Raw genomic sequence first — 26,668 nt, 5'->3', positions numbered from 1 at the left:
GTTGGGTATCGTGTCGTGAAAAGGGTTAAGGGGAGCGGTTTTAGGCCTCTTCGGTAGCGAATTGTTTAAGACGCTGCCACATGGTGTCCAGTGCTTGAGGGAGTACACGTGTGTTGCCTACCACCGGCATGAAGTTAGTATCCCCCTGCCAGCGAGGGACGATATGGCAATGAAGGTGACCTGGTATGCCTGCTCCGGCAGCGCTGCCGATATTCATGCCTATATTAAAGCCGCTAGGCGAAAGGGCTTTGGTGAGGATCTCTTGTCCTTTAATGATAATATCCATGTAATCGGCGCGTTCTTCAAGGTTAAGGTCGGCCAATGTAGGGACTTCCTTAAGCGGAACAGCCATGAGGTGGCCGGCGTTATAGGGAAATTTGTTCAGGATGAGAAAAGCGTGTTGGCTGCGATAGAGGATGAGCGCCGCTCTATCGTTTCCGGATTCCAAGATGTTCGTGAACAAGCTCTTGTCATCTGGTTGTTTAGAGCTTTCAACGTATTCCATGCGCCAATAAGCATGTAGGTGGTCCATATTCTATTATTCTTAATGTAAATTACCGATTTGTCAAAGCAATGCCGTTTTCCGTCCTATTGGAGGTGTGGCTCAGGGGGCTGTTTTTTTCGTATTAATTTTAGCTATAGTTTAGTGATTTCGTTGGAATGATTTCACTATTTCAGGGGGATATTTTGTTTGGTTAAGTTCGTTATTTCTTATTGATATACGAGGCTTCTTAGAGGGATTTTTTATTGGTATATTTCCGGTAGATTCGATATAAATTCGCTATAAAAAAGGGCGGTTTGTTTCACCTGAAACAAACTTTTGGAAAAATGAGAGCATCTTATTAAAAATTAGGCTCTAAGGTTTAATAAGGAATCATGGTTATTTATTCTGGAAACGTGTGGATTTTCTTGTTAAAAGTAATAAATTTCTACACATAAGGGTGTCAGTTTTTTACGCTCGTTTTAGGTAGAAAATAATTGTTTGAACTTGAAAGCAAGCATTGTTACCTTTGGTATATGACACCCCGAACAAAAATCCTCCTGTTGATTGCAGTAATAATGATCGTTCTTTTCTTTACAACTCGCTTTTTAAGTGCTGCGTAAGGGGTAAGTGACTCTGCAGTATTAAGGAGAAAGGCGTTCTTGTGAAAAGCGGTAAGAGCGTTGAAATTGGTATTGTCTATGAGCGCGAGCGTAGTTAATTAGCCTTAATAGGGAGGTTATGACGGTATTCTAATCGAAGTGATCGGTTTTGCAAAATTTTACGAGTGAAGGAGCCGCGCTTTGTTTTTGCCTTTTTCATTACAATAGTCCCTTATGGGAGGCATATGAAGATATTGATGGTCAGCCCCGAGGTGGCACCCTATGCGAAAGTAGGCGGATTAGCGGACATGGTGGCGGCGCTCTCTAAAGCGCTTGTGAAGCTAGGACATGAGGTGCGCATTATATGCCCGAAGTACGGTGGCTGGGATCTTTCTAGAGACTATAAAGCTTATCCTGAGCCCATGATTGTAAATTTGGGATACGGACGAGTGGAGTTTTGCCAATTGTGGGAGACGAATTTTGAAGATTCCGGTGTGAAGCTTAATTTAATTGAGTACAATAAATATTTCGCGCGACACGAAATCTATACAGGCCCCTGGGGTAGCCATGCTGATAACAATGAGCGCTTTACCTTTTTAAGCCGCGCGGCTATGGATCTATGTTATTACTTGAATTGGGTGCCGGATGTGATTCATTGCAATGATTGGACGACGGGATTGATACCTGTTTATCTCAATACAATCGAGTGGCGAAAGCCCCTAGGGAATGTGGCGAGTGTGTTCTCGATTCACAACCTGATGCACCAAGGGATCTTTGGGCCAGAGGTTTTGGGATTTGCGGGATTACCTGCCCATGTGCTTCGAGAAGACTGCTTGGAGGCGCTCGGCAATGTTAATATGATGAAAGGGGGCATATATAACGCAACCAAGTTGACGACAGTTAGCCCGAATTACGCGCGTGAGATACAGACGGCTGAGTACGGGTGCGGGTTGGATCCTGTGATAAAGTTTCGCGCGAGCGATTTAGTCGGCATTGTTAACGGGATTGATACCGATATTTGGAATCCTGAGACCGACAAACTCATTAAAGCAAACTTCAGCAAAGACGATTTATCCGGAAAAGCCATTTGTAAAAAAGACCTACAGGAGCTCTTTCATTTAGAAGTGAACGACTCTATCCCGGTGATGGGAGTCATATCCCGCCTGGTTGATCAAAAAGGACTCGATCTATTACTGAATATCATACCCTGGATTATGCACGAGATGCACATACAGATTGTGATATTGGGAACCGGAGAAAGCTTTTTGGAGAACGGGTTTAACCAGATGGCCGCCCTGTACCCAGGGCGCGTAGGCGTATACATAGGCTATAAAGAAAGCTTGGCGCATAAGATAGAAGCCGGGAGTGATTTCTTTATTATGCCAAGCCGCTTTGAGCCCTGTGGGTTAAATCAGCTATATTCGATGCAGTATGGAACCTTACCGATTGCGCGAGCGACCGGAGGCCTAGTCGATACCATTGCACAATATCAAGAAGACAAAGATGAAGGGACAGGGTTTTTATTTCAACACCCTACGCCGGAAGCCCTTTATTATACAATAGGCTGGGCATGCGCTACGTATTATGATCGGAAGTCGGCGTATAAAAAATTACAACACAATGCGATGAGCCACGAGTGCTCATGGGATAAGTCTGCCAAGCATTATTCGGAGACCTATGAATGGGCAGTTGAGGCTAGGAGTAAGCGATTTGGTTGATTTTAATAACGCTTTTTTCGGCTTTCCCTGTTGACAAAAAAGAGGGATTGGACAGAATGCATATAGTTATCTATTATTTTTTCAACCCCCTATAAGACGATGTTAGACCACCTTTCGATTGCGGTTAATGATTTTGAGCAATCCATGCGTTTTTATGATGAGACGCTTGCTATTCTCGGTATAGAGCGCTTGATGACCTTTAATGAATATAGTATGGCGGGTTATGGAGAGCACGGTAAGCCATTTTTTTGGATTGGCGTGAAAGGGAACGCCGATGAGTATGTAGGAAAAGCGAGAGGATTGCATATTGCGTTTCACGCGCGTAGCCAATCCTTTGTGGATGAGTGGTATAAGCATGCGATAAAATTGGGTGCTGTTTGTAATGGAACCCCATCGATGCACCTGGAGTACCATGCTCATTATTATGCCGCGTATGTGATTGACCCTAATGGATGGCGCTTGGAAGCGGTAAATCATGGGACACATTGGGATTCCTAATGTCGTGCAGGACTTTCTACAAAGCCTTTCGAGAATTATTATTCGTTTTTTTACTTGATCAACCTTATATTTTTAAGCACAATACCCCTGCTTTGGAAATGGAGCTCCGATAAACTAGGATCTCCTTTATAAAAACCTTTTGAGTATGTTATGCCGTTATCTCCCCCAAAACATATATATAGCCCCGAATCGATTCAGTTTTGGTCTGAAAAAATAGGACTTAACTGGAAAACGCAATTTAGCCCGAGTGAAGTGTCCCTCGGGAAAGAGATATTTCAAAATTTTGAGATCAGGGAGCTGGAGCTGACGGAGACGGGAGCTATTGTGAATGCTCGATTTGACCAAGAAGACTGTTACGCCTTAGTGGACTGTGACGGGGAAAGCTTTAGCATTCGTGTCGCGGGACAAGACGGCTTTTTGGGCAGAGCGCTCGCCTATGCGGGGTTTTTAGAAATTGTAAAAGTGGTTGCCACGGAAGGTACGCCCCAAGAAGCGAAACAGGAAGTTACTACTAAATGTGAAGAACCCGCGCAAGCTGGGTATAATGTGGCATTGAGCAAACCAAAGACAAATGGGATGCGGCCACTAGTATTGCAATTTGAGTCTCGGCTGAAGAGTATTTTATTTAAGCCACAGTGGAAGCATGCGGACGGAACCTATTCCTTAGCCTTAAAGCAAGGAAAGAATTTACCCGATGAGACAACGCCCCAAGAGCGTGAGAAATTAATACGATTGGCGAGCTTGGCAAGACGATCGAGTTTTCAGTTTAGAGCCAATGCCGGCACGTATGTGTTGGACGATTTGGAGCAAATCAAGACCTTCTGGGATAAAGAAGTGGGCACATGGGAAACGTATTTCGAGTTTGATCTACCGGAAGAGCTGAAACGTATCCCTAAAGGCATCCAGGAAGTAGAGCTAACCCTTTCGCTTGTTGATCAAGATGAAGGCACGCTTGATTTTTCTTGGGATATGCGGATTGGGAAAAGTATTTTGGAGCCAGAGGATTGCGTGCGATTGATACGGGCGCACCATCAGCCACTACTTATTCCAAAAGTGGGGCTTGTAGCCCTTACAAAAGAGAAGACGGCTATGTTGGCGAGTTGGAAGGACTGGATGGATTCGAGCCCTGAGGATGAAATTCCAAAGTACCTGATGTTCTCCTTATTGAAGGATGATCCCGTGAAGGTGAATTTGTCTGACGAGTTGAAGCAGTGGCGAGAGTCTCTGCATATGATTCCCAGTGATAACAAAGCATTGCCCGAATTTTTAAGATCCTATCAGAAGCAGGGCGTTTCTTGGTTATGGCATTTATGTGATAATAATTGCCATGGGTTGTTGGCAGATGAAATGGGATTGGGTAAGACGTTGCAAATATTGTCTTTGATTGCGAGCCGTGATTACTATGATAAGCCGAATATTATAGTTTGCCCAGCCAGTGTTGTTCCTGTTTGGGAGAAAGAAGCAAAACGATTTTTCCCGCATCTACGGACTGAGGTTTTAAAAGCAGGACATGACTTTATCAGCTGCGAGGAAAAAGTATTGTGGTTGGCGAGTTATACGCAGTTACGCCGACATAAATTTTTACTGGATCGTACAAATTTTGGATACGTGATTTTAGACGAAGCCCAGCATATTAAAAACCCGGATGCTAAAGTTTCCCAGGCTTGTATGAAGATACAATCCGAGCATCGTATCGTCTTGACAGGTACGCCACTGGAGAACCGTTATTTGGATATATGGACGCTGTTTCGCTTCTTGATGCCCGGGTTAATGGGCGGGCGCAGGCAGTTTGAGGAGCGATCTACGAATCCTCACGTGCAACAAATTTTACGTAAACAGATTGCGCCCTTTGTTTTAAGACGAACCAAGGAAGATGTCTTAAAAGAATTACCCGGTAAGACTGAGATTGAGTGTTTGTGCCCGTTGACGGAGGTGCAGAGTGCGGAATATGAGCGATTGACTTCGGAGGGTATTACGCAATTGGGGAATGATTTACCCAAAGCTGTGAGTGAGCAGTCGCTAAGCTTTTTGACCCTGTTGACACGTTTGCGCCAAGTGTGTTGTGACCCTGGGTTGTTGCCTTGGATGGACATTGATTTTATGGCGAGCGGCAAGATCTTGAATTTGATCGATAAGCTTGAGGAGATTTTAGCAAACGGCCACAAAGCGGTTATCTTTAGCCAGTTTACTTCCTTGATTGATCGGATTGACCAGGCGTTGGCGAAGTTTTTCCCTGACGTGCCACGGTTTACCTTAACCGGGCAGACGAAAGATCGTGGTGAACCGGTTAATGATTTTCAGAAGCTGGAAGGCGCGGGCATTATTTTAGTGAGCTTGCGTGCCGGTGGTGTGGGAATAACCCTGCATAACGCGGATTATGTTTTCTTGATGGATCCGTGGTGGAACCCAGCGGTGGAGGATCAAGCGATTGACCGTGTGCACCGTATTGGGCAAGACAAGCCTGTGTTTGTTTACCGGATGATTACGCCGGGGACGATTGAGGCGAGAGTGCAGCAGCTTAAAGTTGAGAAGAGAGACCTTTTCTCCGGCGTTGTGGGCGCGATGTCTGATATTTCTGACATCAAGAATTACTATCGCTCGTTGAGTGATCTGATTGAGTTGTTGCCAGATAATCGTTAATGCCTATTACTATAGGGCGTATATGTCTGTTGAGAAGAAAAAGAAGAAGGTAGATTTAGAGGCGCTGAATTCCGCGTTTATGAAAATACCGAAAGTGAATACAGCAACCGCGCGGGATCTATTAGATTTGGGGTTTACGGAAAGTTACCAGTTGATTGGGCGTTCTCCTGAAGTTTTGTATGAAGAGATTACGCGGATAAAGCTGGATGTACCTAAAGATCGTTTGGGGTATTTTCGGTATATTGTGGCGTATGTGGAAGTGCCTGAAGAAGAGCGGAAAGCTGTGAATTTTTACGCATTTACGCAGCTTTAAATAGGGTGGTAGCGTATTGTTAGTGGCTCCACGTCATACAGTAATAACCGTCTTCAAGATTTTGGCGGTTTATGTAGCCCTCTAGTCGGGAGAGAAGCTCTTGGTCGATATCCAGGTTGCCGGAAGAATTGAGGAGCTGGGGCTTACCAATTGGCAGGCTGTCCTGCACCTGCAAAGCGAAAGAAACGGGATACCAAATGGCTTGGCTGGTATTACTTGAGGCTTCGAAATCGATTAAAGTTGAGGGTGACGCGCCATTAAAGTTTTCCTGCTTTAAGTAGACTTTATTTGGCAGCCTATTGAGCGAAGGAGCCTTATCCTGTTTGTAAAGATTGAAAGGGGAGGTGAATAAAACGCTGTACGCCCTTGTTTTAGCGAAGCGGGACGGCAAAAATGTTGTGGAAGGAACATTTACCTCTAGTGTCTTTGGGGCGTAGGCGCTTAATAGAGCCAATTGCTCGGTTGTATAATTTTGGTTACGGATATTGCTGTTTGCGCTCCATTCGGAAGGGAGGAAAAGAGGCTCGGTGTTATAGAGCTCAAACGCGATGAAATCCGATGCCTCCGGTAGACTATTAACCTGAAAATGACCCGTTTGAAACGAAGGGAAATAGGGAGCGTTAATTGACCCAGAGAGAAAAAAGTAAACTAAGGCATACACAACCAAGCTCGCCACAATAGCGATATTGAGAAACGAGTTCACCGGAAGCGCTTTTTTAAAGAGAAGATTCACGAGTGTTTGCGGCTAATTGTATTTGAGTGATTCCTTGGGCTTTTATGATGCCAGCGAGCTGGGCAAGTGTGTTTATTTCAACCGTTTTATCCGCTTTAACGAGGACAAGACTATACTCCCTGTTTTTGTTATGCAGGTATTTTTCAAGCAAGACGGGAAGTGTTTTAAGGTTATGGATACCCCCATCGAACAGAATCATATTGCCTGATTTAATGGTTAAAACGATCACATTACCCGTTTTGATGCTTTGGGTGACGATGTCCGCGCTTGCATCGGGCACAGTAATAGCTATTCCCGGAGAGGAGATAAAACGGGAACCGAATAAGGAGAAAAAGAAAGCGATGATCAGGGCATCAAGAAAAGCGATACAGACAAAGTGATAGCTGGGCTTTTTTATGTGCTGTTTTAAATTGAGCGGACTAGTGAGCATGATTTATTGGATATATAGAAAGTTTATCTAGGTTGGGCAGTCCTGTCACTTCAATAATTTGTAGACAACCTGGACAGTTTTTTGTTCCTATAGTGATTTAAGTTATTGCGATTTATGACGACATGAAAATAGGACAGTTATAAAAATATGTCGGATGCCCCATTAATCAACCGCGAAGTCGAATTAGACAAGCTACTGAACGGACTTACCCAGAAGGACGACCGTATAGGGTTGTTTTCCATTGCGGGGCAAACGGGTATAGGGAAGACGACATTGGTGAGACAGCTATGGAGCCTGTTAAAAGAAATAGACACCCCCTTTGTTTGGCTTTCTCCGAAAGGCATAGGGAAAGAGTGGTTTGAGAAGTGGCCCCTGTTGCTGACCCAGGCAATACAAGTGAATCGAGATGAACTTGTTTCCTTGAAAGAGATGATTAATTCCAAGCTGGAAAGCATTTATGAAGGTACTGGAGAAGGAGAAGCTACGACCTATCCCTTCGATTACCAAGGCTTTTCCTCGCAAGCCTCATTGGATCAATGCCAGAAGTGGGTAAGGCTCTTGATAAAAGGCATTTACAAAGCCTATGATGATTATGAAGAAAAACGCGGCCAAGAGCTGAGAGTTATTTTTGTCTTAGACGATTACGATGATTTTTCACCCGAGTATCGGAAGTTCTTTCACTATAGTATCGTAAAAGCCTTTGAAGAACTGGACCCTGACCTAGACGTACGCTACATTATAAGCGGCAAAAAAGCATTTAAAGGGTCAGCGGAAATACAAGAAGATTGGCCGGCATTGTTTTCTCATTTAAGTGAAGTGGCACTAGAAGTATTTACGAAGCGAGATATTCTTTCCTATCTGAATTTTAGAGAGATACCCGGTAAGTTTTTGGATCCGGTTTATGAAGCGTGTAAAGGGATTCCGGGTCAATTGGAAGCTGCGATAGAGAAAGTAGTTGGTATCCCCAAAAACGATGCGACAAAAGGCGCCGAAGGCATAGGGACCCTCTTTGAAGGTAAGACGGAAGTACAAAAGAAGTGGTTACTGTGGGCAGGCTATTTGAAACGGGTGACTGTGGAAGGCCTACAATTGTTTAGGGCTCCGGAAGAAGTGTTGGAGGCATTTTCCTGGTTGAGAGAGCAAGAAGAGTTGAGCTCAACAGGGATCGCGGGAGGATTTGAAGTGGCCGAGCCAGTTTGCGAAGGTATTGTTAACTGGCATTTATCATCAACCCTTAAAGATAAATACCAAGATTACGCGCATAGGGTGGCTGTATATGATGAAGTATTGCGGATAATACCGCAATTAGAGTCGAGAGAGCGACTTGCGGATTTATCGCACTTTAACCACTTTAATATGGATCTAGTGCGTATCATTTTTAGCAAACAAGAAAAAGAACTGACCCGCTTTATAGAACGAGATAACGACCAGTATTTAATGAAGAAACGCTTTACTATGGTTATCAAACCTGAGTTTAACGATGCGATCAAAACGTATTTGGACTTATTTCCGCACAAACAAAGAAAAGATCTATTTGCGAAGATAGGCAATTTATGGAAAGCGAAAAGCGAAGATTTAAAGAAAAGATTAGATGAGGCAGACGAGAAGCTCAAAAAGTCCAACAAAGAGCGCGAAAAAAACGAGCAAGAAATAGCAGCCTGCGTGACGGACATCAAAAAGCAAGAGGCATTGATTAGGCATTACGAAGGAGGCGTAAAGGCGGCCAAAGAGACCCTTGCGGGGGTTATGAAGCCGAAAGGCTCTCCCTCGGCATATATTTTTCTCATGGTGGCGATGGGAGTGCTGTTATTGTATTTTGGCGTAATATTCGCGGAAAATGTTTCCGTGATTTCGGTGGCGTTAGGAGCGGGATTGATCATTGGTGGGGTGATTTGGGCAGGTGATGCCGTTTCTAAGCCCAGCGCTTCTCCAACCAAGTCACGAAAAGTGTTGTTGCAGGAAAAAGCGATACAAGAGAAAGCGAAGACGGTTTTAAGGATATTGAAATCGCGAAAAGATGATCTTGATAAAAAACGTAACACGGAGACCTACAATTTGACAAAGTATAAAAACCAACGAGAAGAACTTGACGATGAATTGAACGAAGCCTATATAATATAGTTATATATCCCTATTATGTTAGCCCCCTGCTTTTGCCTCTGTAAAATAACAGGGATTCAATTTAGCCTTTATTATTAAAAACCCATGGGAGGATCCCCTAAAACTTCTAATTTTTATGCTCAACGAATAGTTGTCGGCGTTGGCGATATGACAACGTCTAATAACACGAGTGTTGTGTTGAGTACGTATGCGCTAGGCTCATGTGTTGGTGTCGTTGCCTATGATCCGATTAACAGTGTTGGTGGGATATTACATTTTATGCTGCCTGATTCCAGGCTTTCCGTGGAGAAAGCAAAGAAGCAACCCTCTATGTTTGCGGACACGGGGGTAAAAGTATTTATGGATTCCTTAGCAGAGCTAGGTGTAGACCCGCAGAGAACAAATTTCTTTATTGCCGGCGGAGCCTCTGTGATTTCACAGAATACGGAGAATAATGTCTTTAAAATAGGGGAACGTAATGTAGCAGCCGCAAAGGCAGCGTTAGCGGATTACCAAGCTAGGATTCTAGACGAGGATATAGGCGGGTTTAATAACAGAACACTCCATTTAATTCTGGAGACCGGTGTTATCGAAGTAAAAACACCCTCCGGAACCAAAATTATTTCATTACAATGATTACTATTCAGGAAATTTTAGCAGACGACAAGCAACTGCCACCCAGCCCCCAAATATTGCCAAAACTATTGACGATACTACAAGGTGGAGAAGGCACCAGTTGGGAAATTGTTGAATTAGCGCGAGTAGACCAAGCACTCACGGCTCAAGTACTTGCGTGGAGCAATAGTGCGTTTTACGGTTTTTCCGAACCCTGTGATGATCTGGAAACGGCTATAAGCCGTATTGGGCTACGCGAGTTGTATAAACTGGTAGGAATGATTATTTCCAAACGACTTGTTGGGAGCAAAGTGGCCTGTTACGTGTTGGATGAAGGCCAGCTGTGGGAAAATTCAATCGCGTGCGCCTTTTGCATGGAAATTCTTGCGACAAAACTAGGGGAAAACCCAAGTGAATGTTATACCATTGGCCTCCTGCACGCGATCGGTAAAACCGTTATCAACCAGTGTGTTGACAAAGAGTACGACAACGTATTTGCGTTGATTGACGAAAAGATGATCCCCTTGAACCAAGCTGAACAAGAGGTACTTGGGTTTAATCACGCGCAGTTGAGCCAAGCGTTGTTGGAAAAATGGAAGTTTCCGCAGGTTATTTCAGAAGCAGTTGGCTTTCAGTATGATCCCCGAGGCATTTCCCCAAAGTACTCGAAATTCGCGTGGATGATGCATTTGGCTAATTGGATAGCGGCTGGCATTGGGCATAATCCTGGGCGAGATTCCTGGGCACTTGATGTTTTGCCTGAAACATTTGAAAAACTTTCCCTTTCGGAAACCCTGTTGCACTCTATATTATTGGATGTGCATGAGAAGATAGACAGCGTGAAGTCACAGTTGGTATCGGCTAGGGTTTAGGCAATGAATATTCCCATGTCATTACCTTCACAAAACGTATCAAGACCCCTTTCTTCTGAAGAGATACAAGAGCGCATTGATGATTGCCCTAAATTAGCCTCGTTACGCAGTATTAATAGAGCATTGGGAGATCTTTTAAGTTCTGAGAACAGTGTTACCTCGCAGATTGCTGAAATTATTCGCAGGGATCCGACATTAACGGCGCGCTTGTTAAAAATGGTGAATTCTGTATTTTTTGGGTTAACGAGAAAAGTAAGCAATGTAGAAGACGCGATTTTTTACCTAGGATTGAAACAAGTCCGCGAGCTTGCGCTAGCGACTCCCATTATTGAAGAATTAAATACATTGCAGAGCAAATTTAAGGACATCGACTGGCAGATGCTATGGCGACATAGCATTGGTACGGCGATTGTTTCACGAGAAATCTTGTCCATTGCTAATTATCATTGCGATGACGATACCGACTACTTAATTGGGCTAGTGCATAACATTGGGAAAATTGTGATGGCGTATGTTTTTCCTGAACACTTTATTAACCTGGTTAATTTTAAAGCAAAAAATAGCCAAGAGTATATACAGAAAGAAAGAACGGTTTTAGGATGGGATCATGCGGCGATCGGCGCGTATTATTTAAAGAGACACCAAGTATCGCCGGATATCATCGAAGCAGTGCGCTTTCAGCAGGAACCTCAGCAGGCGCCGGAATATTCCTTGCTTGCGGCAGCGGTGCAAGTGGCAGATTGTATGGTTCGCTCTGTAGGCGTGAATGGGATAGAGCAATTGGACCCTGTTGTGGAAGGGGATTGGAATAAATTAAGCGGGTGGGGGATCTTGTTTGATACAGAAGATGAAGAAGCGCAATATGGAGTGGCCTCATTGAAACATACGATTGCCCGTTTGCCGAATATTTTAAACGGGATGATTTAGCGGCAGTGCGCTTTAAAGAAGCGCTGTTCAGTACCCTTGGCCTCATGGATACCGATACGAAAAGGTTTTCCGCATTTAGGGCAGCGGCCAATGTAAGCATTGACTCCATCATTTTTGTATAAACGACCATAGATACCACAGGTGACAAAGTACACACCCAGGAATTTTTTATGAGGTTCTTCCTTTTTTTCTGAAGGCATCTTTTACTATTTTTCACAAAAATTTATAAAAATACAAATATTTTAAGAAACTTGAAACTAGGGCCAAAAAAGCTAACGTAAAATAAATGAGCATTTTTTGTTTTTGGGCATATTGGATTAAAAAAGTCTTTAAAGTTAAACTCAGCAGTAAAGATGTAGGCGTTTTTGGCGAAGCGATTGCGGCAAATTTTCTAAAAAAGAATAAGAAACTCAAATTACTTGAGCGAAATTGGATTGACCCCTCCGGTCGAGTGAAGAATGAAATCGATATTATCGCGAAAGATAAGGACGTACTGGTGTTTATTGAGGTGAAAACGAGGACTGAAGGCGGGCTTGTGCCCGGTTATTACAGTGTGAACACGAAGAAAAAAGAGGCGTTATTAAAGGTTTGTAAGGTTTACCTGAGGAAAAAGCGAAAAAAGCATAGTTACTATCGTTTTGATGTATTGGAAGTTAGGCTTTGCCAAAATTATGACTACCGTGTTATACATTATACGAACGTACCACTATTCCCGAAACACTTTGCCTAAAGCACCTTTATGGATACTCCTGTTACTAAACACCCTTTTTTGAACGATTTAGGGAAGTATGGCGCCATTCCCCCGACCATTTTGGTGATCTTCGGAGCGTCCGGAGATTTGACTGCGCGTAAGCTTTTGCCAGCTATCTATAATCTTTCCCATGATAATTTTTTGCCACCGGACTTTTATTTAATCGGGTTTGGACGAAAAGAAATATCGGATGATCAATTTAGAAAAGACAGCGCTAACGATCTTTCCCAATTTTCCAGGCGCCCGTATAACGCGAGTCTTTGGGAAAGTGTTGAAAGAAATACGTTTTATTTTACCGGTCAGTATGACAACCTTGAGAACTTTTATCATCTTAAAGGCAAAGTAGAAGAGATCGAAAAGAGTGTTGGTCGCGATACTCAGTTGATGTTCTATATTTCTACACCGCCCGGTGTTTTTCAGACGATTATTGATAATCTGGGGGAATCCGGTTTAGCAGGAAGGCATCGCGGGAAGGCATGCGCATCTAAAGTTGTTATAGAAAAACCCTTTGGACGAGATTTGCAATCCGCGGTGGAGCTGAATAAAAAGATCGGCTGCCACTTTCAGGAATCACAAGTCTTCAGGATTGACCACTATTTAGGGAAAGAGACCGTACAGGACTTGCTCGTGCAGCGTTTTGCGAATTCGATATTTGAGCCCATTTGGAATTTTCGCTACGTGGACTGCGTGCAAATCACCGTTGCGGAAGCTTTAGGGGTAGGATCCAGAGCCGGTTACTATGATAAAAACGGTGCCCTTCGGGATATGATTCAAAATCACGCCATGCAGCTATTGAGTTTGGTGGCCATGGAACCCCCGGTGTCTACTAGCCCGGAAGATATACGTAATGAAAAAGTTAAGTTATTAAAAGCTATTCAACCCATCAATTGCCAAGTAGAAGGTGGGGATGTTATTCGAGGCCAGTATTCGGAAGGCTTGGTAGACGGCCAAAAAGTGCCGGGTTATCTGTCTGAACCTCAGATCAATAAAGCATCTTTTACGGAAACGTACGCCGCTATTCGGCTTTATATCAATAATTGGCGATGGAACGGAGTACCATTCTATATAAGATCCGGAAAGCGTATGCCTAGGCGGATTAGCGAGATTGCGGTACGCTTTAGACGCCCACCCGGGAGCCTTTTTACAGACCCGAATCGTTATCACCTAGCATCGAATACGATGGTGATCCAAATACAACCTGATGAAGGAACAACGCTTTTGGTAAACTCCAAGGTGCCAGGGTTAGAAACACTCACGCAGCCCGTGAAGATGTATTTTCGTTACTCCTCAACCTTCGGGATGAATGTACCAGAGGCCTATGAGCGTTTATTGCTCGATGCGATGATGGGGGACGGTACGCTCTTTATCCGTAGTGATGAAACAGAAGCTTCTTGGAAATTGTTCACTCCGGTGCTCCAGTTTTGGCAAGATATGGAAGCTCGAGGGTTGCAGCATTACCCTTCGGGTTCTTGGGGGCCACTTGCCGCGGAACGGCTTCTGTGGGAAAGTAAACATGAGTGGCGTTCTCCCGGTTTCTAATTTATTTAACCTGGATTTACTTGTATGAGTGAAATATTTGACATAATGCCCGGGATAGAGACCAAGATTAAAGACATCTCGGATGAATTGTCTAATATGTGGAAATGTTCGGCGGATGACGATTCTCTTCCATCGGATCACGGAATTGTTCACGCCTGCCAGATGAACCTGATTTTGCACTTGGGCAAGGATACGGATCCTGAAGATGCCTTGAAGTGTTTTTGGACAGCGGTTCATTTTGCCCAGATGAGGCCAAGCCGCATAATAGTACTTTGCCCAGAGCAAAATGAACAGGAAACCCCTGTCGCAAAACTCTTTGCGCAATGCTATCTTGGAGATGATTTTAGGAGTAAGTGTTGCTGTGATGCGATCATTATCGATTATACCCCTAATCGCTTTGATGTTTTAGTGACGCAGATTTCCCTTTGGTTGGAGAATGATTTACCGACCTCTTACTGGATCCATCGCGTGTGCAGCGAATATCTGATGCAACATGCTACAAAATTTGCCCAGCAATGTCGTAACGTGGTTTATGATTCTTCTATTGAAGACAAGCGCTTTAAAACCATTTCTTGGAAGAAAGAAACAAATGTGCGCGACCTGCTCGGCTTCCGGTTGTTGACGGTTCGGCAAGCACTTGGACAATTGCTGAGTACGTATAAACCAGAAATGATTGTCGAGTCCCTTCAAAGCGTTCATATTTCTTGCGTAGAGCCTTCCTCGCCTTACGCGGAATCTATACAAGAATGGCAGCAGAATTGTTTATTAAACTGCTCCGAAGACGTGGCGGAACAAGTGCGGTTTAGTATTGCTATAGAAAATATTCCTGAAGATGAAGCATCCATGAAATGCATTTGGCATTATACCGATGATCGCAAGGAGTTTGCTTGGCAGTATTGCCATGAAAAGCACGAACTGCAATATTCTATCAAAATTGACGGCGAGCTACACCAGTATACTGCGAGGTTACATACGTTTTCTCCGGAAAGAATTTTAGCGGAAACGTTGGTTTAGTAAATTAATACTAGTTTTTAGGGTACAACCAGAAACGCTCTGTTTGGGCTTGGAACTTACGTGCGTCGCGCGCCCATCTCTCTACGAAATATTTTACACGAGCTCTCTCGCCACGTGTTTTGAGCTCAGTGAGCCAAGCAGAAGAACCCACGTGTTTATTGAAGAGTTCAATATCATTTTTGGATGCTTCCTTAAAGGGGTTCCCCAGGCTCCATTCACAGGCGAGCTGCATCATATTGAAACTGAGTTCAGTGGGCTTTAGTTTTTGCCAATCATCGATTAAAACATATACACCTGTATTCATTTTTCCACGACGATCCTTATATTCAATAATCTTAAAGCCTAACCCATCGATTTGTCTATCCAGCAAGGCATTTAGAATGTCATCGGATGATTTTCCTGGGTAAGATAATAAGCGAAAGGGATAATCTGTGCCGATGCCATGTTGAAAGCCACCTATCTGGGAACCTAAGCCGGTTATAGAGTAACCGATGGCAGCAGCAAAATCAGGAATATTGGGAGATGTGGGCACCCAAGGCAGACCAGTATCAGTCCACAACATACTGCGTTTCCAGTTGCGCATAGTGACAACTTGTAGTTTGCCCTTTCGATCTAGCCCTTTGCGTAGCATGGTGGAACCCGGAGTGCTTTTTGCCCAGCGAGCCAGTTCGCCAATGGTGAGGCCGTAGACGTAAGGTATATTGTAGGCGCCTACATAACTCATCCATTCCCTTTCCATCATAGGGCCGTCTACCTTAAGGCCTCCGAGTGGGTTGGGACGATCGAGCACGACTACCTCTACATTCTGTTCAAAGCACGCTTCCATGACATAGAGTAAACAACTAATATAGGTATAAGAACGTACGCCCAAGTCTTGCAAGTCTACCACCATGACATCAAGCCCCTTGAGCATTTCCGGTGTGGGCTTTCTGTATTGACCATAGAGAGAATAGACAGGCAGCCCAGTTCTTTTATCCGTACGATTTTCTACGGGAGTATTAGCCGCTTCATTTCCATAAATACCATGCTCTGGGCCAAATAAGGCGACCAAATTTACGTATTTACTCTTCCTTAAAACTTCTATGGTGCTGACTCCGTGACGATTTACTCCCGCGGGGTGGGTGAGTAGGCCAACGCGTTTTCCTTGGAGGAGTTGAAACTTGTTTTGCTCCAGGACATCGATGCCCAGTTCCACTTGAGCCGTTTGGGTTTGTGCAACCGTAACATGCGTTATAAGTGCAAACACAAGCGAGGTAATGAAATATTGCAAGTTTTTGGAGAGCAATCGGAATGTCATGAGGGATTGATGTATCTATTTTTTTTCTGCTGGGTTAGTTGCAGGTGACTTTGCATTGTCCGCTTTTTCTTTAGCGGGATGCGGGTGAGTCTTCTGCCACTTTTTTAAAAAATAGCGGTAAAAAATGGTTGAGATAAGGCCGGAGAAATACCCCATGACCATACCGCCAAGCATGGTAGCCATGACGTATCGTATTGCTTTTTTACCATGGGTGCCGAGGAAAATGCCGGTTTCTACCGTATAAGAATCCTGCATGAGTTCCGGCCCCTCTTTCCCGAAGACGGTAAACAGATTTATGCAAGCATCCCCTATGAAATAAGCAATTGGGTATAAAAATACAATGGTAGCCGGGTTGCTGATCAACTGCAATGCGACCAAGATCATCAAGTTTGCCCTAAAAACAATTGCTAGGGTTAAGGCAAGTGGAATTTGCACGCCGTAGAGGGGCATGAACGTTAATATAAAACCCGCGTAGAGTGCTGGAACAACTTGTTGCGAACGAAATGACCATAAGTAATGGCGTTTGCGAGCCGAAGCGGCGAACCACTTTAAAAAAGGGTATTTGTGGACAGTTGCCTTTCTGGGCATGTATCGCAGCCACTTTTTGACCCTACGGATTCGCATGTGTTTTTGTTGGCGATGGTGTTCTTCATCTGTCATAGCGACTTCAATCATGAAGAATGAAGATTATCATGGGGTTAATATTTTTTAAAGACATAAATGCGGAGCTTTCTCATTAAGCTTCGCTTTCACTATTTATAGTTTAAGCGTATGTAGTGGAGAAGGGGCATATCGCGATTTATACACACTGGTTAAGTCGAAATAGATAGCGGGGAACAGCTTGTAAAATCATTTAATGTTTGAGATAATAGCCTTCTTGATCGTTATTATCAATTAATACAATGACCATTATTGCTCCTCCATCACATTCTCTTTGTGGCATCTGGATAGATTCTTCGGGTACCGCGCATGTCTCTAGCCAGTCTGATGGAAACGCGCGTATTGAAGGCGAAAATAAATTTCAGCCCTTTGCCTGGCTGGCTCGAGGAGCGGGTGAAGGTGTTAACCTAGAAGAGCTTCCGGGAAAGGGGAGATTGAGCCGTATGGCTCATTTTGACAAAATTGCGGATTATAACAATCTATTGGCAGCTAGACTGGATAAGGATTGCTACGAAGTTATTCGCAATTTAGAGAACCAGTACCTTTTGCAAAATGGATATCGTTTATACCACGATATGCGCTTTACGGAACTGCGCCGCTGCCAGTTTGATATCGAGACAGCCTCTTCCGGCGGGTTTAGTGATGCCCGCAAGAAAGACGATCGTGTGCTCGCTATTGGCCTATTGTTTGGTGAAAAAACGCATTACCTGGTATTGGAAGATTATACGGATGTGGCGGAACGAGATCTCTTGCTTGCCTTTAATCAATTGCTCCAGGAACTCGATCCTGATGTGATGGAAGGGCACAATTGCTTTCGTTTTGATTTGGATTACCTACGCATTCGGTGTAAGCGGCTAAAAATTCCCTGTGCATGGGGGCGCTTTGGGCAGCAAGAAGCTATTTTCCGCAATAGTCGAATACGCATTGCTGAACGTTGGATTGATTTTCCACGGTGTGATATTCCAGGGCGAGCCGTTTTTGATACCTATTTGATGATCCAGATTTACGACCTCACTGAACGTGAGATGGAATCCTACTCCCTTAAGAATATAGCCGTTCATTTAGGTATCTCTAGTTCCGATAATCGTACTTACATTGATGGCAATAGCATACAGGTACAATTTAAAGAAGACAGGGCACAGTTTCTCGCTTATTTAGGGGATGATTTACGAGAAACGAAGGGAGTTGCTGATTTGCTCTTGCCGACTTATTTTGCCCAAGCCCAAAACTTTCCCATTACCCTACAAGAAGCGTCATTGAGGGGGACTGGCACAAAAGTGGAATTACTTTTACTTGAAAAATATTATCATGGCCGCTGGGCATTGCCCGATCGCACTCCTGTGCGCCCGATTGAAGGCGGGTATACCAAAAGCTTTGCCTCGGGAGTTTTTAAAAACGTCTTTTATTTTGACGTTGCCTCCCTTTATCCAAGCCTCCTGATTCAAATGAACCGTAACCCAAAGAATGATCATTTGGGCATCTTTATCCCGCTCCTTAAAGAATTGCGGGCATATCGTTTAGAGTATAAAAAGAAAGCGCATGAAGAAAAAGATCCCGTGCTACGCAAGGAGTATGAAGCAAGACAGGCCAGTTTCAAGATATTGATCAATTCCTTTTACGGTTACCTAGGGTTTGATGGGGCTCGATTTGCGGATAGCGATCTTGCCGCGGAGCTTACCGCTAAAGGGCGAGATTTGCTGCACGCCCTGATTGAAGAATTTCAAAGACGAGGCGCAACCGTATTGGAAGCTGATACCGATGGGTTGTATGTGTTTGCCCAAGAGTATTCGGGCAATCCTATGGTGCTGCATGATCTGGTGACCACTATTCTCCCCGAAGGCATAGACCTAGAATACGCGGGCTCTTACCCAGCCATGTTTTGTTATAAAGCCAAGAATTATGCCCTCTTTAACGGCGAGTACGTTATCGTAAAAGGATCCGCATTACGCTCTCGAGGAATGGAGCCCTTTTTGAAAGAGCTCACCAATTGCCTGATCCATTATAAGCTAGGCGTGTCTGAAGTATCACCCGAAGTATTATTAGAAGAATTTACCCGAAAAATAGAATCAGGGACGATGGATGTTATGCTGCTAGCTAAACGAGAACGCCTTAGCCAAAACCCTGAAACGTATGCGAAATCAATTGATATGGGTAAAAAGCCCCGAAGAGCATCCCTTGAAGTGGCGCTTAGAATGACCCCCATGCCGAGAATGGGAGACAGGGTAGCCTATTTTATTGCAAAAGGAGAAAAAGCCCGCCAGCCGGATTGGCAGAGAGCCTATTCTGTAAAGGATTTTAATAAAGAAACGCTCCCGTATGATCCTACTTATTACCTGAAAAAGCTCAAGGATTGGAAAGAACGATATAAGGACTATTTGTCCTCCGGAGAAGAATAGAAGGTTGTTTTTCATTTTATGCTTCAAAAACTCTCTATATGTCGATAATATTCACGTTTTAAAATTGTTTATGAATCACAATGATCGCATAGTCATTACGGGCATAGGGTTAACGGCTCCTAATGGCAATACCTTGGCTGATTTCCGCCAAGCGCTTCTTACAGGACAGCCTAATATTCAGCGTATTGATATGCGTTATATAGGTCCTGTGCTTGCGGGTGTTTGTGATTTTGACCCTTTTATTTATCAGAAACGCAAAGAAGTGCGTAATGGTACTCGAGCCGGTAGCATTGCTATTTACTGTGCGCATGAAGCCGTAAAAGATTCCGCGATAAACTGGGAAGCAGTAGACAGAGACCGAGTAGGGGTATATTTAGGAATCACGGAGCATGGGAACGTAGAGACTGAAAACGAGGTCTATAATATCTCGAAATTTGACTATGACACCAAGTACTGGACGCACCATCATAACCCACGAACAGTAGCCAATAACCCAGCCGGGGAAGTCACCATCAATTTAAATATTACCGGCCCACACTACACTATTGGTGCTGCTTGTGCCGCAGGAAACGCAGGCTTAATACAAGCCGCCCAAATGCTGCGCTTAAGAGAAGTGGATTACGCGCTTGCTGGGGGAGTCAGTGAAAGTTGCCAGACCTTTGGTATTTTTGCAGGGTTTAAGAGCCAAGGTGCTCTTGCCGAGCACGAAACTCCGAATAAAGCCAGCCGCCCGTTTGATATGGATCGCAATGGCATTGTTGTCAGCGAAGGTGGGTGTATCTATTTTATTGAGCGTTTGGAAACCGCACTTGCCAGGGGAGCCAATATCATTGCAGAAATCGCAGGTTATTGCATGAATTCGGACGCCCAAGATGCGGTGCTTCCTTATCCAAAACGCCAGGCGGAGTGTATGCAAAAAGCGCTGAAGCAGGCCAATATGAAGCCATCAGACATCGATATCGTCAATACGCACGCGACATCCACGCCTCAAGGTGATGAGCAAGAATGTGAGGCCATTCGCGCCGTTTTTAAAGATTCTCCGCATACTTATATTAATAATACAAAGAGCTTTATCGGGCATGCTATGGGAGCAGCCGGTGCTTTGGAGTTAGCCGGAAATATACCCGCTTTTAAAGATAATTTAGTCCATCCAACAATAAATGTAGATAAGCTTGACCCCAAGTGCGAAATGCCTAACCTTGTTATCAACGAACCACGCAAATTGCCGGAAGTGAAGACGATACTAAATAACTCCTTTGGCATGCTGGGTATAAATTCCGTTTTAATAATAAAAAAATATTCTGCGTAACATTTAAAAAAATCCTGTTTTTTCATGACATACGAACAAGTCAAACAAATAGTACTCGATATTATCTCAGAAATCGCTCCAGATGAAGATTTGAGCGATGTTAAGCCTGAAGTGCCCTTACGTGATCAGCTCGATCTGGACTCTATGGACTTCCTGGATATCGTAATGGAACTGCGCAAAAAGCATAGCATTGAAGTGCCAGAGGCCGATTATCCTCGTCTGGCATCCTTGGATAGCTGTGCGGAGTACCTGCAACCTAAGTTTGCTAAGTAACTTTGGCCGCGCTGGACGGAGAACATTTTGATGTCGCTATTATAGGGGCAGGGATGTCTGGCCTTGCTGCGGGCATTCGTTTAGCGTTATTTAACAAAAAAGTAATTATCCTGGAACGACACAATGTTTCAGGTGGTTTAAATAGTTTTTACAGCTTTGGGGGGCGCAAGTACGATGTAGGTCTCCATGCGATGACAAACTTCGTACACAAGGGCGTTAAGGGAACTCCCTTGGTAAAACTATTGCGCCAACTGCGTATTTCTCGAGATGATTTTGATCTCTCTGAACAAATACGTTCTCGTATTGTATTTCCTGGTGTTGATTTAATATTTACGAATGATTTTACATGCCTAGAAAGTCAAATAGCAGATACTTTTCCTAATGAAATAGATGGCTTCAGGCGGTTAACGCAATATATACGCGAGTTTGATGAAGTTGCCCTTTCTAATGAAGAAATTTCTGCTAAGCAGGTTGTTCGGCAATACATCAAAGATCCCCTGTTGGTCGATGCGCTTTTTCTTCCCCTATGTTATTATGGTAGCGCGATGGAAGATGATATGGATTGGAGCCAGTTTGTCATCATGTTTAAGTCTATCTTTATGGAAGGCTTTGCCAGACCCTTCGAAGGGGTGCGAAAGATTATCCGCGTACTCTTAGATAAATATCGCCAGTTAGGCGGCATCCGCAAAATGAAAACGGGTGTACGCTCGATCAAGACACATAATGGTGTTGTCCAAGCATTAGAACTTGATAGCGGTGAGACGATTACGGCAGACAATGTTATATCTTCAATCGGTTTAGTGGAGACGGCTCGCTTGTGCGATGTGCCACAAACCGATCCTAAAAACTCAGCGAGCAACATCGGACACTTATCATTTGTTGAAACGATCACAGTCCTCAACGAGCAGCCTAAGGACTTGGGCTGTGAAGACACGATCGTCTTTTTTAATAACACCGATCACTTCGAATACAAGCGCCCTACGGATCTTGTGGACCCTCGAAGCGGTGTGATGTGTGTGCCCAATAATTATCAGTATCCCGAAGATCAGAAAATGGAAGAAGGGTTTTTGCGCGTCACGGCATTGGCAAATTATGATAAATGGGTCTCCTTGCCTGAGGGCGGATACCAAGAGCAGAAGCAATATTGGTTTGAGGAACTCAGTAAGAATCTGCAAAAAACGCTTTTCCCAAAGGAAATTAATAGTAGTTTCTTAAAAGAAAAAACGGTAGCCATGGATATGTTCACCCCTCGGACGATTCAAAAGTATACCGGTCACTTAGGTGGTGCTGTCTATGGAGCACCTCATAAAAGCCGAGATGGCCGCACGTCGATTAAAAATCTGTATATATGCGGTACGGATCAAGGTTTCTTGGGGATAATCGGCGCGATGCTCAGCGGCATCTCAATGGCAAATCTTCACGTTCTGTCTGCAGAAAAGGCACACGAGCAAGCAAGCAGCTAGTAGAGTATCTCATAGTGGAGCTTTGGAAGAAACGGATCTGTTTTTGAAGATATTGGCCTAAGGATGCGCTCTATCGCTCGTTGCTCGAACCTGCCAGTATTCTTGATAAATAGCTCTACATTGGATGAATTACCCTTCTGATGCAGGATAACGGCCATTTTATAATAGGTATTGCTCTTTAGGTTGCCTGCTAAATTAGCGTACTCCTGCGCCTCATTTAGCAGGTTAAATTCAGCGCATTTGCATGCCAGGAAAAAGTAGAAGAGGGATTTTTCTTTAGCGCCCAGTTTTGTGAAAGTTAACACAGATTGAGTAAATTCAAGCTTATTGATTTTAGCACTCATGATTGAAAGCTTGCTGATAAATTTGCACTTTTCTCGAACCCGCGGGAAACAGGAGATACCCGTATTAATGATATCGAAAAGGCCATTTTCCCAAGGAAACTTAACGATACCCTTTTCATTACAGGGGAAGATGGTTAAGTCTGAAGTCTTCCTATTGGAAAGGTTCAAGACAAATTCAAATACAATTTCTTTGGTTAACAACTTCATGTCTGGGATGCGTAGGCAGTATTGGTTGATAAAATACTTTCGAAGGGAGTCCTTACTGTCCAATGCTTGCAGTTCTCCTAAGCGACCCTTTAATGTTCGTGTAATCACGCCATCTTTTTCCCACAAGAAAGGAAGAAAATGTTGACTTACAAATACACAGGCAAACAATGATTTAAGATCTAAAAATGAAAGCATGTTGATAAAGACATCTCGGTTTTGCTCGTATCTAATAATTTGCCCGTTCGGAACTTTATTTTTTTGTTTCAGCTGAGTAGGGGGTGTTTTTTGAATATCCATAGAGTATCTTGTTTGAGGCTAATGTGATATTATTAACCTGGGTTGTTAATGAATTTAACCAAAATTCATATTGAAAATACAGACTTAAACGATTTTTATTTATGTTGATTTTTTAGTAATTATTAATATCATTTATTTCTTATATATGAAAATAGCCTTATCGGCATTATAACTAAATGAATAACTTACTTGCTATTACTGGATCCTCTAATAAAGGAAAATCCGATTTTGAAAAAAAGCGCTTGCGTGAGAATGACAGCGAAGTTCTGAGTATCAATCCCTCATCCAGCAAGATATTTAAGGGTGTTGAAGGAGATAAATCGGTGAATAAAAATTTATTCTGTAGAGAAGTCTATAAGGAAGTTGCATACTGTCGGCGGCAATTGAAGAAAAGCGAATACCTGCATTTTGTAAGTTTACTTACAAATGAAGAGATAAAATCGCTATACAATTACATGCGTGAAAACAAAAATAGCGCTAAAATAACCAGAGCACTGCATGAAAACCCTTTTCGGGTATTATATTACATGCAATGTGTTGAGAAAAAAGGCCAAGAATGGGCCGATGATCATATAAAGGATATCCTGCGCTTGGATAACAACTTGGCTCGTGTTGGCGCAGCCTTAGGGGTGACGGATTTGGCGGCTTTAATTGATTGGAAAGACCATAGTGAGTTTTTGCAAAAATTGGTACGCAGGGTCAGTAAAAACTGTAGTTGCTTAGGCGCTTATGTTTCGTCTCCTAAGAACCATGGCAAAAATGTATACGAGGCGCTTGTGGAATTACAGAAAAAGGGATCCATGACCAACGGTGAAATTGAATATCTTTTGGGCTATTTTACAACATATGGAATGGGATTAGAGAATAACCGCAAAGAAGCGCAAGAGTGGCTGAAACAGGCTGTGAAATGTGAAAATCCAGAAGGGATATATTTATTCGCAAAATTTTATGTTACGGATGCCAATGAAAAAGAAAAGCTCTACCTGAGCGCAATGGAGCTTGGCCATTTAGAGTCAGAGTACATGTTCTCACTCAAAGGTGAAGAGGTGTATGAGGACGAAGAGGAAGAGGATTTTATGTTAGATTTATATGAAGATTTAGCAGAAAGAGGGCATTTAAAAAGCATATATAAACTCGGTAAGTGGTATTCTGATCAGATACATTTTTTTGATAAATCTTCATGTAAATATCAGGAGTCAGCCATAAAATGGCTGACTCAAGCCTCAAGACTAGGTCATGCGGATGCTTTGTATGACCTAGGATGTCTCTATAGAGACTTAGCTAGCGGAAGTGAGGCCATTTATTGGCTGGAACGTGCGTCTGAATTGGACGACCCTAATAGTGCAATGACATTGGGTGTGCTTTATGAGGATGGCTATGGTCTGGAGAAAGAAGATTACGAAAAGGCGATTTATTGGTATTCTATCGGCGTTGAAAAAGGATATATCCCCTGTCTTTTGCTTTTAGCAGGACTCTATTTGAGAGAATTTAATGATTATGAAAAAGCACTTTCTCTATATAAGAGAGGCGAAAATTTGGGGGATGAAGATTGTCAGGTGCTTGGTTTAGAACTCGTTAAAAAGCACTACCATTTCCTGTAGCGGTGGTATGAAATGCGACCTTACAGAAAAGGCTCGCAATCTAAAAAGCGTTTGTTAACTTGGAAGCTTAATTTGTTAAATTTATGACGCTTTCAGGCTTAGATATTACTGTCATCTTTATTTACCTGCTAATTGTTTTAGCAGCAGGTTTTTATTTTGCGATTCGTGGAGGAAGCGCTCAGCGCTTTATGGATGCGGGACGCTCGCTTTCGGCATGGACTGTGGGCTTATCGCTTTTGGGAACATGGCTTAGTAGCATCATCTTTTTGGCTTACCCTGCCAAAACCTACGCGGGAGACTGGAGCCCTTTTCTGTACGAACTTGTACCGCCATTTATGGCTGTAATTGCAATCTATTGCTTTATTCCTTATTACCGTAAGGTCGGTAGTATTTCTGCTTACACACATCTAGGGGAACGCTTTGGCTCTTGGGCTAGTATCTATGCTGTTATATGCTTTTTCTTAACCAAAATGGGCCGCATTGGGATCATGATGTATCTGGTGTCTCTAGCCATTGCGCCTTTAACCGGTTGGAGCCAGGCGTGGGTTATTGTCGTAGTTGGTGTTGTGGTTACGGCTTACACTTATTTGGGGGGTATTGAAGGGGTTATTTGGACCGACGTGTTGCAAAGTATTATGCTTATTTTGGGTGCCATTGTTTGTGTGGGATACATTCTATTTAATATGCCGGAAGGGCCTTCTCAGGTATTTACGATAGCGAATGCGCATAACAAATTTAGCTTGGGGGATTGGGATTTTAGCCTTACGAAACCCACGGCATGGGTCGTCATTATGTTCAGTATGGTTATGAATCTGCACTGGTTTGCAGTAGATCAATCATTTGTGCAGCGTTATATCGTCACCAAGTCTGATAAAGCAGCCAGAAACAGTGTTTGGTTTGGCGTTTTACTAACCGTTCCCGTAGCGGCTCTTTTTTGCTTTATTGGTACCGGTTTATTCTCATTTTACACGGCGCAACCAGAATTATTGAATCTGGAAGGTGTTATTTCTCCTGCAAATGACTCCATTTTACCTTATTTCTTTGCCCACCAACTGCCTAGTGGGGCAGTCGGGTTCATTGTTGCCGCTATTTTAGCTGCAGCCATGAGTAGTATAGACTCTGATCTCAATGCTGCCGCGACGCTCTTTTTGTGTAACATATACAAACCCTATATTTGCCTAAACCAAGAAGTTTCGGATCGTGAATCTAAGAACGTCCTTCATATCGTCTCTTTATTATTGGGGGGGTTGTCCATTCTAATGGCCTTTTGGTTTGCATCTCTAGAATCTGCCATATTTGATATCTGGTGGAAAACAACGGGTATTTTTACGGGCGGAGTTCTAGGACTTTTCTTATTGGGGATTATTTCCCGAAAAGCTAAAAAGCCAGCTGCTATTACGGCGGTTGTCCTTGGTATAGCTGTCATTCTATGGATGACTATTTCTGAAAACTGGTCCGGTGGTATGGCCGCTTTTAAAACACCAGTCCACAATCTTATGATTTCGGTTGTCGGTACGTTGGTGATTCTCTTTACAGGGATTTTAATCACTATGTTTGTTCAAAAGAAATTGAAAAAAGCCTAGCTATT

The 26,668-nt window shown here is 43.4% G+C and carries 24 protein-coding genes; 17 read left to right on the top strand and 7 right to left on the bottom strand.

Annotation, left to right across the window (positions count from 1 at the left end; genetic code table 11):
* Positions 1-40 precede the first annotated feature (40 nt).
* Positions 41-532 carry an HIT family hydrolase gene (locus tag AUJ82_00460; GenBank protein ID OIO60875.1) on the bottom strand — a complete coding sequence of 164 codons (492 nt, stop codon included), beginning with the start codon at positions 530-532 and terminating at the stop codon, positions 41-43.
* A 796-nt stretch (positions 533-1,328) separates the two neighbouring features.
* Here AUJ82_00460 and AUJ82_00455 point away from each other — a divergent pair.
* The 4 genes from AUJ82_00455 (at position 1,329) to AUJ82_00440 (ending at position 6,252) form a co-directional block, all read left to right on the top strand.
* Positions 1,329-2,801, top strand: coding sequence for a glycogen synthase (locus tag AUJ82_00455; GenBank protein OIO60874.1), 1,473 nt, complete (start codon positions 1,329-1,331; stop codon positions 2,799-2,801).
* A 99-nt stretch (positions 2,802-2,900) separates the two neighbouring features.
* Positions 2,901-3,299 carry a hypothetical protein gene (locus AUJ82_00450; GenBank protein OIO60873.1) on the top strand — a complete coding sequence of 133 codons (399 nt, stop codon included), beginning with the start codon at positions 2,901-2,903 and terminating at the stop codon, positions 3,297-3,299.
* 150 nt (positions 3,300-3,449) lie between these two features.
* A complete protein-coding gene (locus AUJ82_00445) occupies positions 3,450-5,939 on the top strand; it encodes a hypothetical protein (protein ID OIO60872.1) in 2,490 nt (829 codons plus the stop codon).
* Between the two features lie 22 nt (positions 5,940-5,961).
* Positions 5,962-6,252, top strand: coding sequence for a hypothetical protein (locus AUJ82_00440; protein OIO60871.1), 291 nt, complete (start codon positions 5,962-5,964; stop codon positions 6,250-6,252).
* Between the two features lie 19 nt (positions 6,253-6,271).
* Here the strand turns inward: AUJ82_00440 and AUJ82_00435 are convergent, their stop codons facing one another.
* On the bottom strand, positions 6,272-6,985 hold the full coding sequence (locus tag AUJ82_00435) for a hypothetical protein (protein OIO60870.1): 714 nt from the start codon (positions 6,983-6,985) through the stop codon (positions 6,272-6,274).
* Positions 6,969-7,415 carry a hypothetical protein gene (locus AUJ82_00430; protein ID OIO60869.1) on the bottom strand — a complete coding sequence of 149 codons (447 nt, stop codon included), beginning with the start codon at positions 7,413-7,415 and terminating at the stop codon, positions 6,969-6,971. The genes AUJ82_00435 and AUJ82_00430 overlap by 17 nt, the downstream gene beginning before the upstream one ends.
* A 147-nt stretch (positions 7,416-7,562) precedes the next feature.
* Between AUJ82_00430 and AUJ82_00425 the strand changes: the two genes are divergently transcribed.
* The 4 genes from AUJ82_00425 to AUJ82_00410 all read left to right on the top strand — a co-directional run bounded on the left by AUJ82_00425 (position 7,563) and on the right by AUJ82_00410 (position 11,929).
* On the top strand, positions 7,563-9,536 hold the full coding sequence (locus AUJ82_00425; GenBank protein OIO60868.1) for a hypothetical protein: 1,974 nt from the start codon (positions 7,563-7,565) through the stop codon (positions 9,534-9,536).
* Positions 9,537-9,620: 84 nt separating this feature from the next.
* Positions 9,621-10,151 carry a chemotaxis protein CheD gene (locus AUJ82_00420; GenBank protein OIO60867.1) on the top strand — a complete coding sequence of 177 codons (531 nt, stop codon included), beginning with the start codon at positions 9,621-9,623 and terminating at the stop codon, positions 10,149-10,151.
* Complete coding sequence (locus AUJ82_00415; GenBank protein ID OIO60866.1) at positions 10,148-11,002, top strand: hypothetical protein; 855 nt, start codon at positions 10,148-10,150, stop codon at positions 11,000-11,002. The genes AUJ82_00420 and AUJ82_00415 overlap by 4 nt, the downstream gene beginning before the upstream one ends.
* 3 nt (positions 11,003-11,005) lie before the next feature.
* Positions 11,006-11,929 carry a histidine kinase gene (locus AUJ82_00410; GenBank protein ID OIO60865.1) on the top strand — a complete coding sequence of 308 codons (924 nt, stop codon included), beginning with the start codon at positions 11,006-11,008 and terminating at the stop codon, positions 11,927-11,929.
* Here AUJ82_00410 and AUJ82_00405 read toward each other — a convergent pair.
* Entirely contained in the window at positions 11,926-12,129 is a 204-nt protein-coding gene (locus AUJ82_00405; GenBank protein ID OIO60864.1) for a hypothetical protein, read from the bottom strand. The two genes, AUJ82_00410 and AUJ82_00405, sit on opposite strands and share 4 nt — an antisense overlap.
* Positions 12,130-12,215: 86 nt before the next feature.
* Between AUJ82_00405 and AUJ82_00400 the strand changes: the two genes are divergently transcribed.
* Genes AUJ82_00400 through AUJ82_00390 form a run of 3 tightly spaced genes read left to right on the top strand, consistent with a single transcriptional unit; the run spans position 12,216 to position 15,233 of the window.
* Positions 12,216-12,659 (top strand): hypothetical protein, encoded by a 444-nt coding sequence (locus tag AUJ82_00400; GenBank protein OIO60863.1) that lies wholly within the window; start codon positions 12,216-12,218, stop codon positions 12,657-12,659.
* A 9-nt stretch (positions 12,660-12,668) separates the two neighbouring features.
* Positions 12,669-14,219, top strand: a complete 1,551-nt coding sequence (locus tag AUJ82_00395; GenBank protein OIO60862.1) for a glucose-6-phosphate dehydrogenase — start codon at positions 12,669-12,671, stop codon at positions 14,217-14,219.
* A gap of 24 nt (positions 14,220-14,243) precedes the next feature.
* The gene (locus tag AUJ82_00390) at positions 14,244-15,233 is read left to right on the top strand and encodes a hypothetical protein (GenBank protein OIO60861.1); all 990 of its coding nucleotides are present in this window, start codon (positions 14,244-14,246) and stop codon (positions 15,231-15,233) included.
* Positions 15,234-15,243: 10 nt separating this feature from the next.
* Here the strand turns inward: AUJ82_00390 and AUJ82_00385 are convergent, their stop codons facing one another.
* Complete coding sequence (locus tag AUJ82_00385) at positions 15,244-16,491, bottom strand: hypothetical protein (GenBank protein ID OIO60926.1); 1,248 nt, start codon at positions 16,489-16,491, stop codon at positions 15,244-15,246.
* A 54-nt stretch (positions 16,492-16,545) separates the two neighbouring features.
* Positions 16,546-17,205 (bottom strand): hypothetical protein, encoded by a 660-nt coding sequence (locus AUJ82_00380; protein ID OIO60860.1) that lies wholly within the window; start codon positions 17,203-17,205, stop codon positions 16,546-16,548.
* Positions 17,206-17,432: 227 nt separating this feature from the next.
* Between AUJ82_00380 and AUJ82_00375 the strand changes: the two genes are divergently transcribed.
* From AUJ82_00375 to AUJ82_00360, 4 genes are all read left to right on the top strand, one after another.
* Positions 17,433-19,586 carry a DNA polymerase gene (locus AUJ82_00375; protein ID OIO60859.1) on the top strand — a complete coding sequence of 718 codons (2,154 nt, stop codon included), beginning with the start codon at positions 17,433-17,435 and terminating at the stop codon, positions 19,584-19,586.
* A gap of 70 nt (positions 19,587-19,656) precedes the next feature.
* On the top strand, positions 19,657-20,895 hold the full coding sequence (locus AUJ82_00370; GenBank protein ID OIO60858.1) for a beta-ketoacyl synthase: 1,239 nt from the start codon (positions 19,657-19,659) through the stop codon (positions 20,893-20,895).
* A 24-nt stretch (positions 20,896-20,919) separates the two neighbouring features.
* Entirely contained in the window at positions 20,920-21,168 is a 249-nt protein-coding gene (locus AUJ82_00365; protein ID OIO60857.1) for an acyl carrier protein, read from the top strand.
* Between the two features lie 53 nt (positions 21,169-21,221).
* Complete coding sequence (locus tag AUJ82_00360) at positions 21,222-22,631, top strand: phytoene dehydrogenase (protein ID OIO60925.1); 1,410 nt, start codon at positions 21,222-21,224, stop codon at positions 22,629-22,631.
* On the opposite strand, the gene AUJ82_00355 is transcribed toward AUJ82_00360, so the two are convergent.
* On the bottom strand, positions 22,628-23,479 hold the full coding sequence (locus AUJ82_00355; GenBank protein ID OIO60856.1) for a hypothetical protein: 852 nt from the start codon (positions 23,477-23,479) through the stop codon (positions 22,628-22,630). The two genes, AUJ82_00360 and AUJ82_00355, sit on opposite strands and share 4 nt — an antisense overlap.
* A 176-nt stretch (positions 23,480-23,655) precedes the next feature.
* Between AUJ82_00355 and AUJ82_00350 the strand changes: the two genes are divergently transcribed.
* Together AUJ82_00350 and AUJ82_00345 are read left to right on the top strand one after the other, a co-directional pair.
* A complete protein-coding gene (locus tag AUJ82_00350; GenBank protein OIO60855.1) occupies positions 23,656-25,080 on the top strand; it encodes a hypothetical protein in 1,425 nt (474 codons plus the stop codon).
* 83 nt (positions 25,081-25,163) lie between these two features.
* Complete coding sequence (locus AUJ82_00345) at positions 25,164-26,663, top strand: hypothetical protein (protein OIO60854.1); 1,500 nt, start codon at positions 25,164-25,166, stop codon at positions 26,661-26,663.
* Positions 26,664-26,668 lie beyond the last annotated feature (5 nt).

The organism is Verrucomicrobia bacterium CG1_02_43_26 (genome assembly GCA_001872735.1).
GTDB lineage: Bacteria > Verrucomicrobiota > Verrucomicrobiia > Opitutales > CG1-02-43-26 > CG1-02-43-26.
This window is presented reverse-complemented; position numbering and strand designations above follow the sequence as displayed.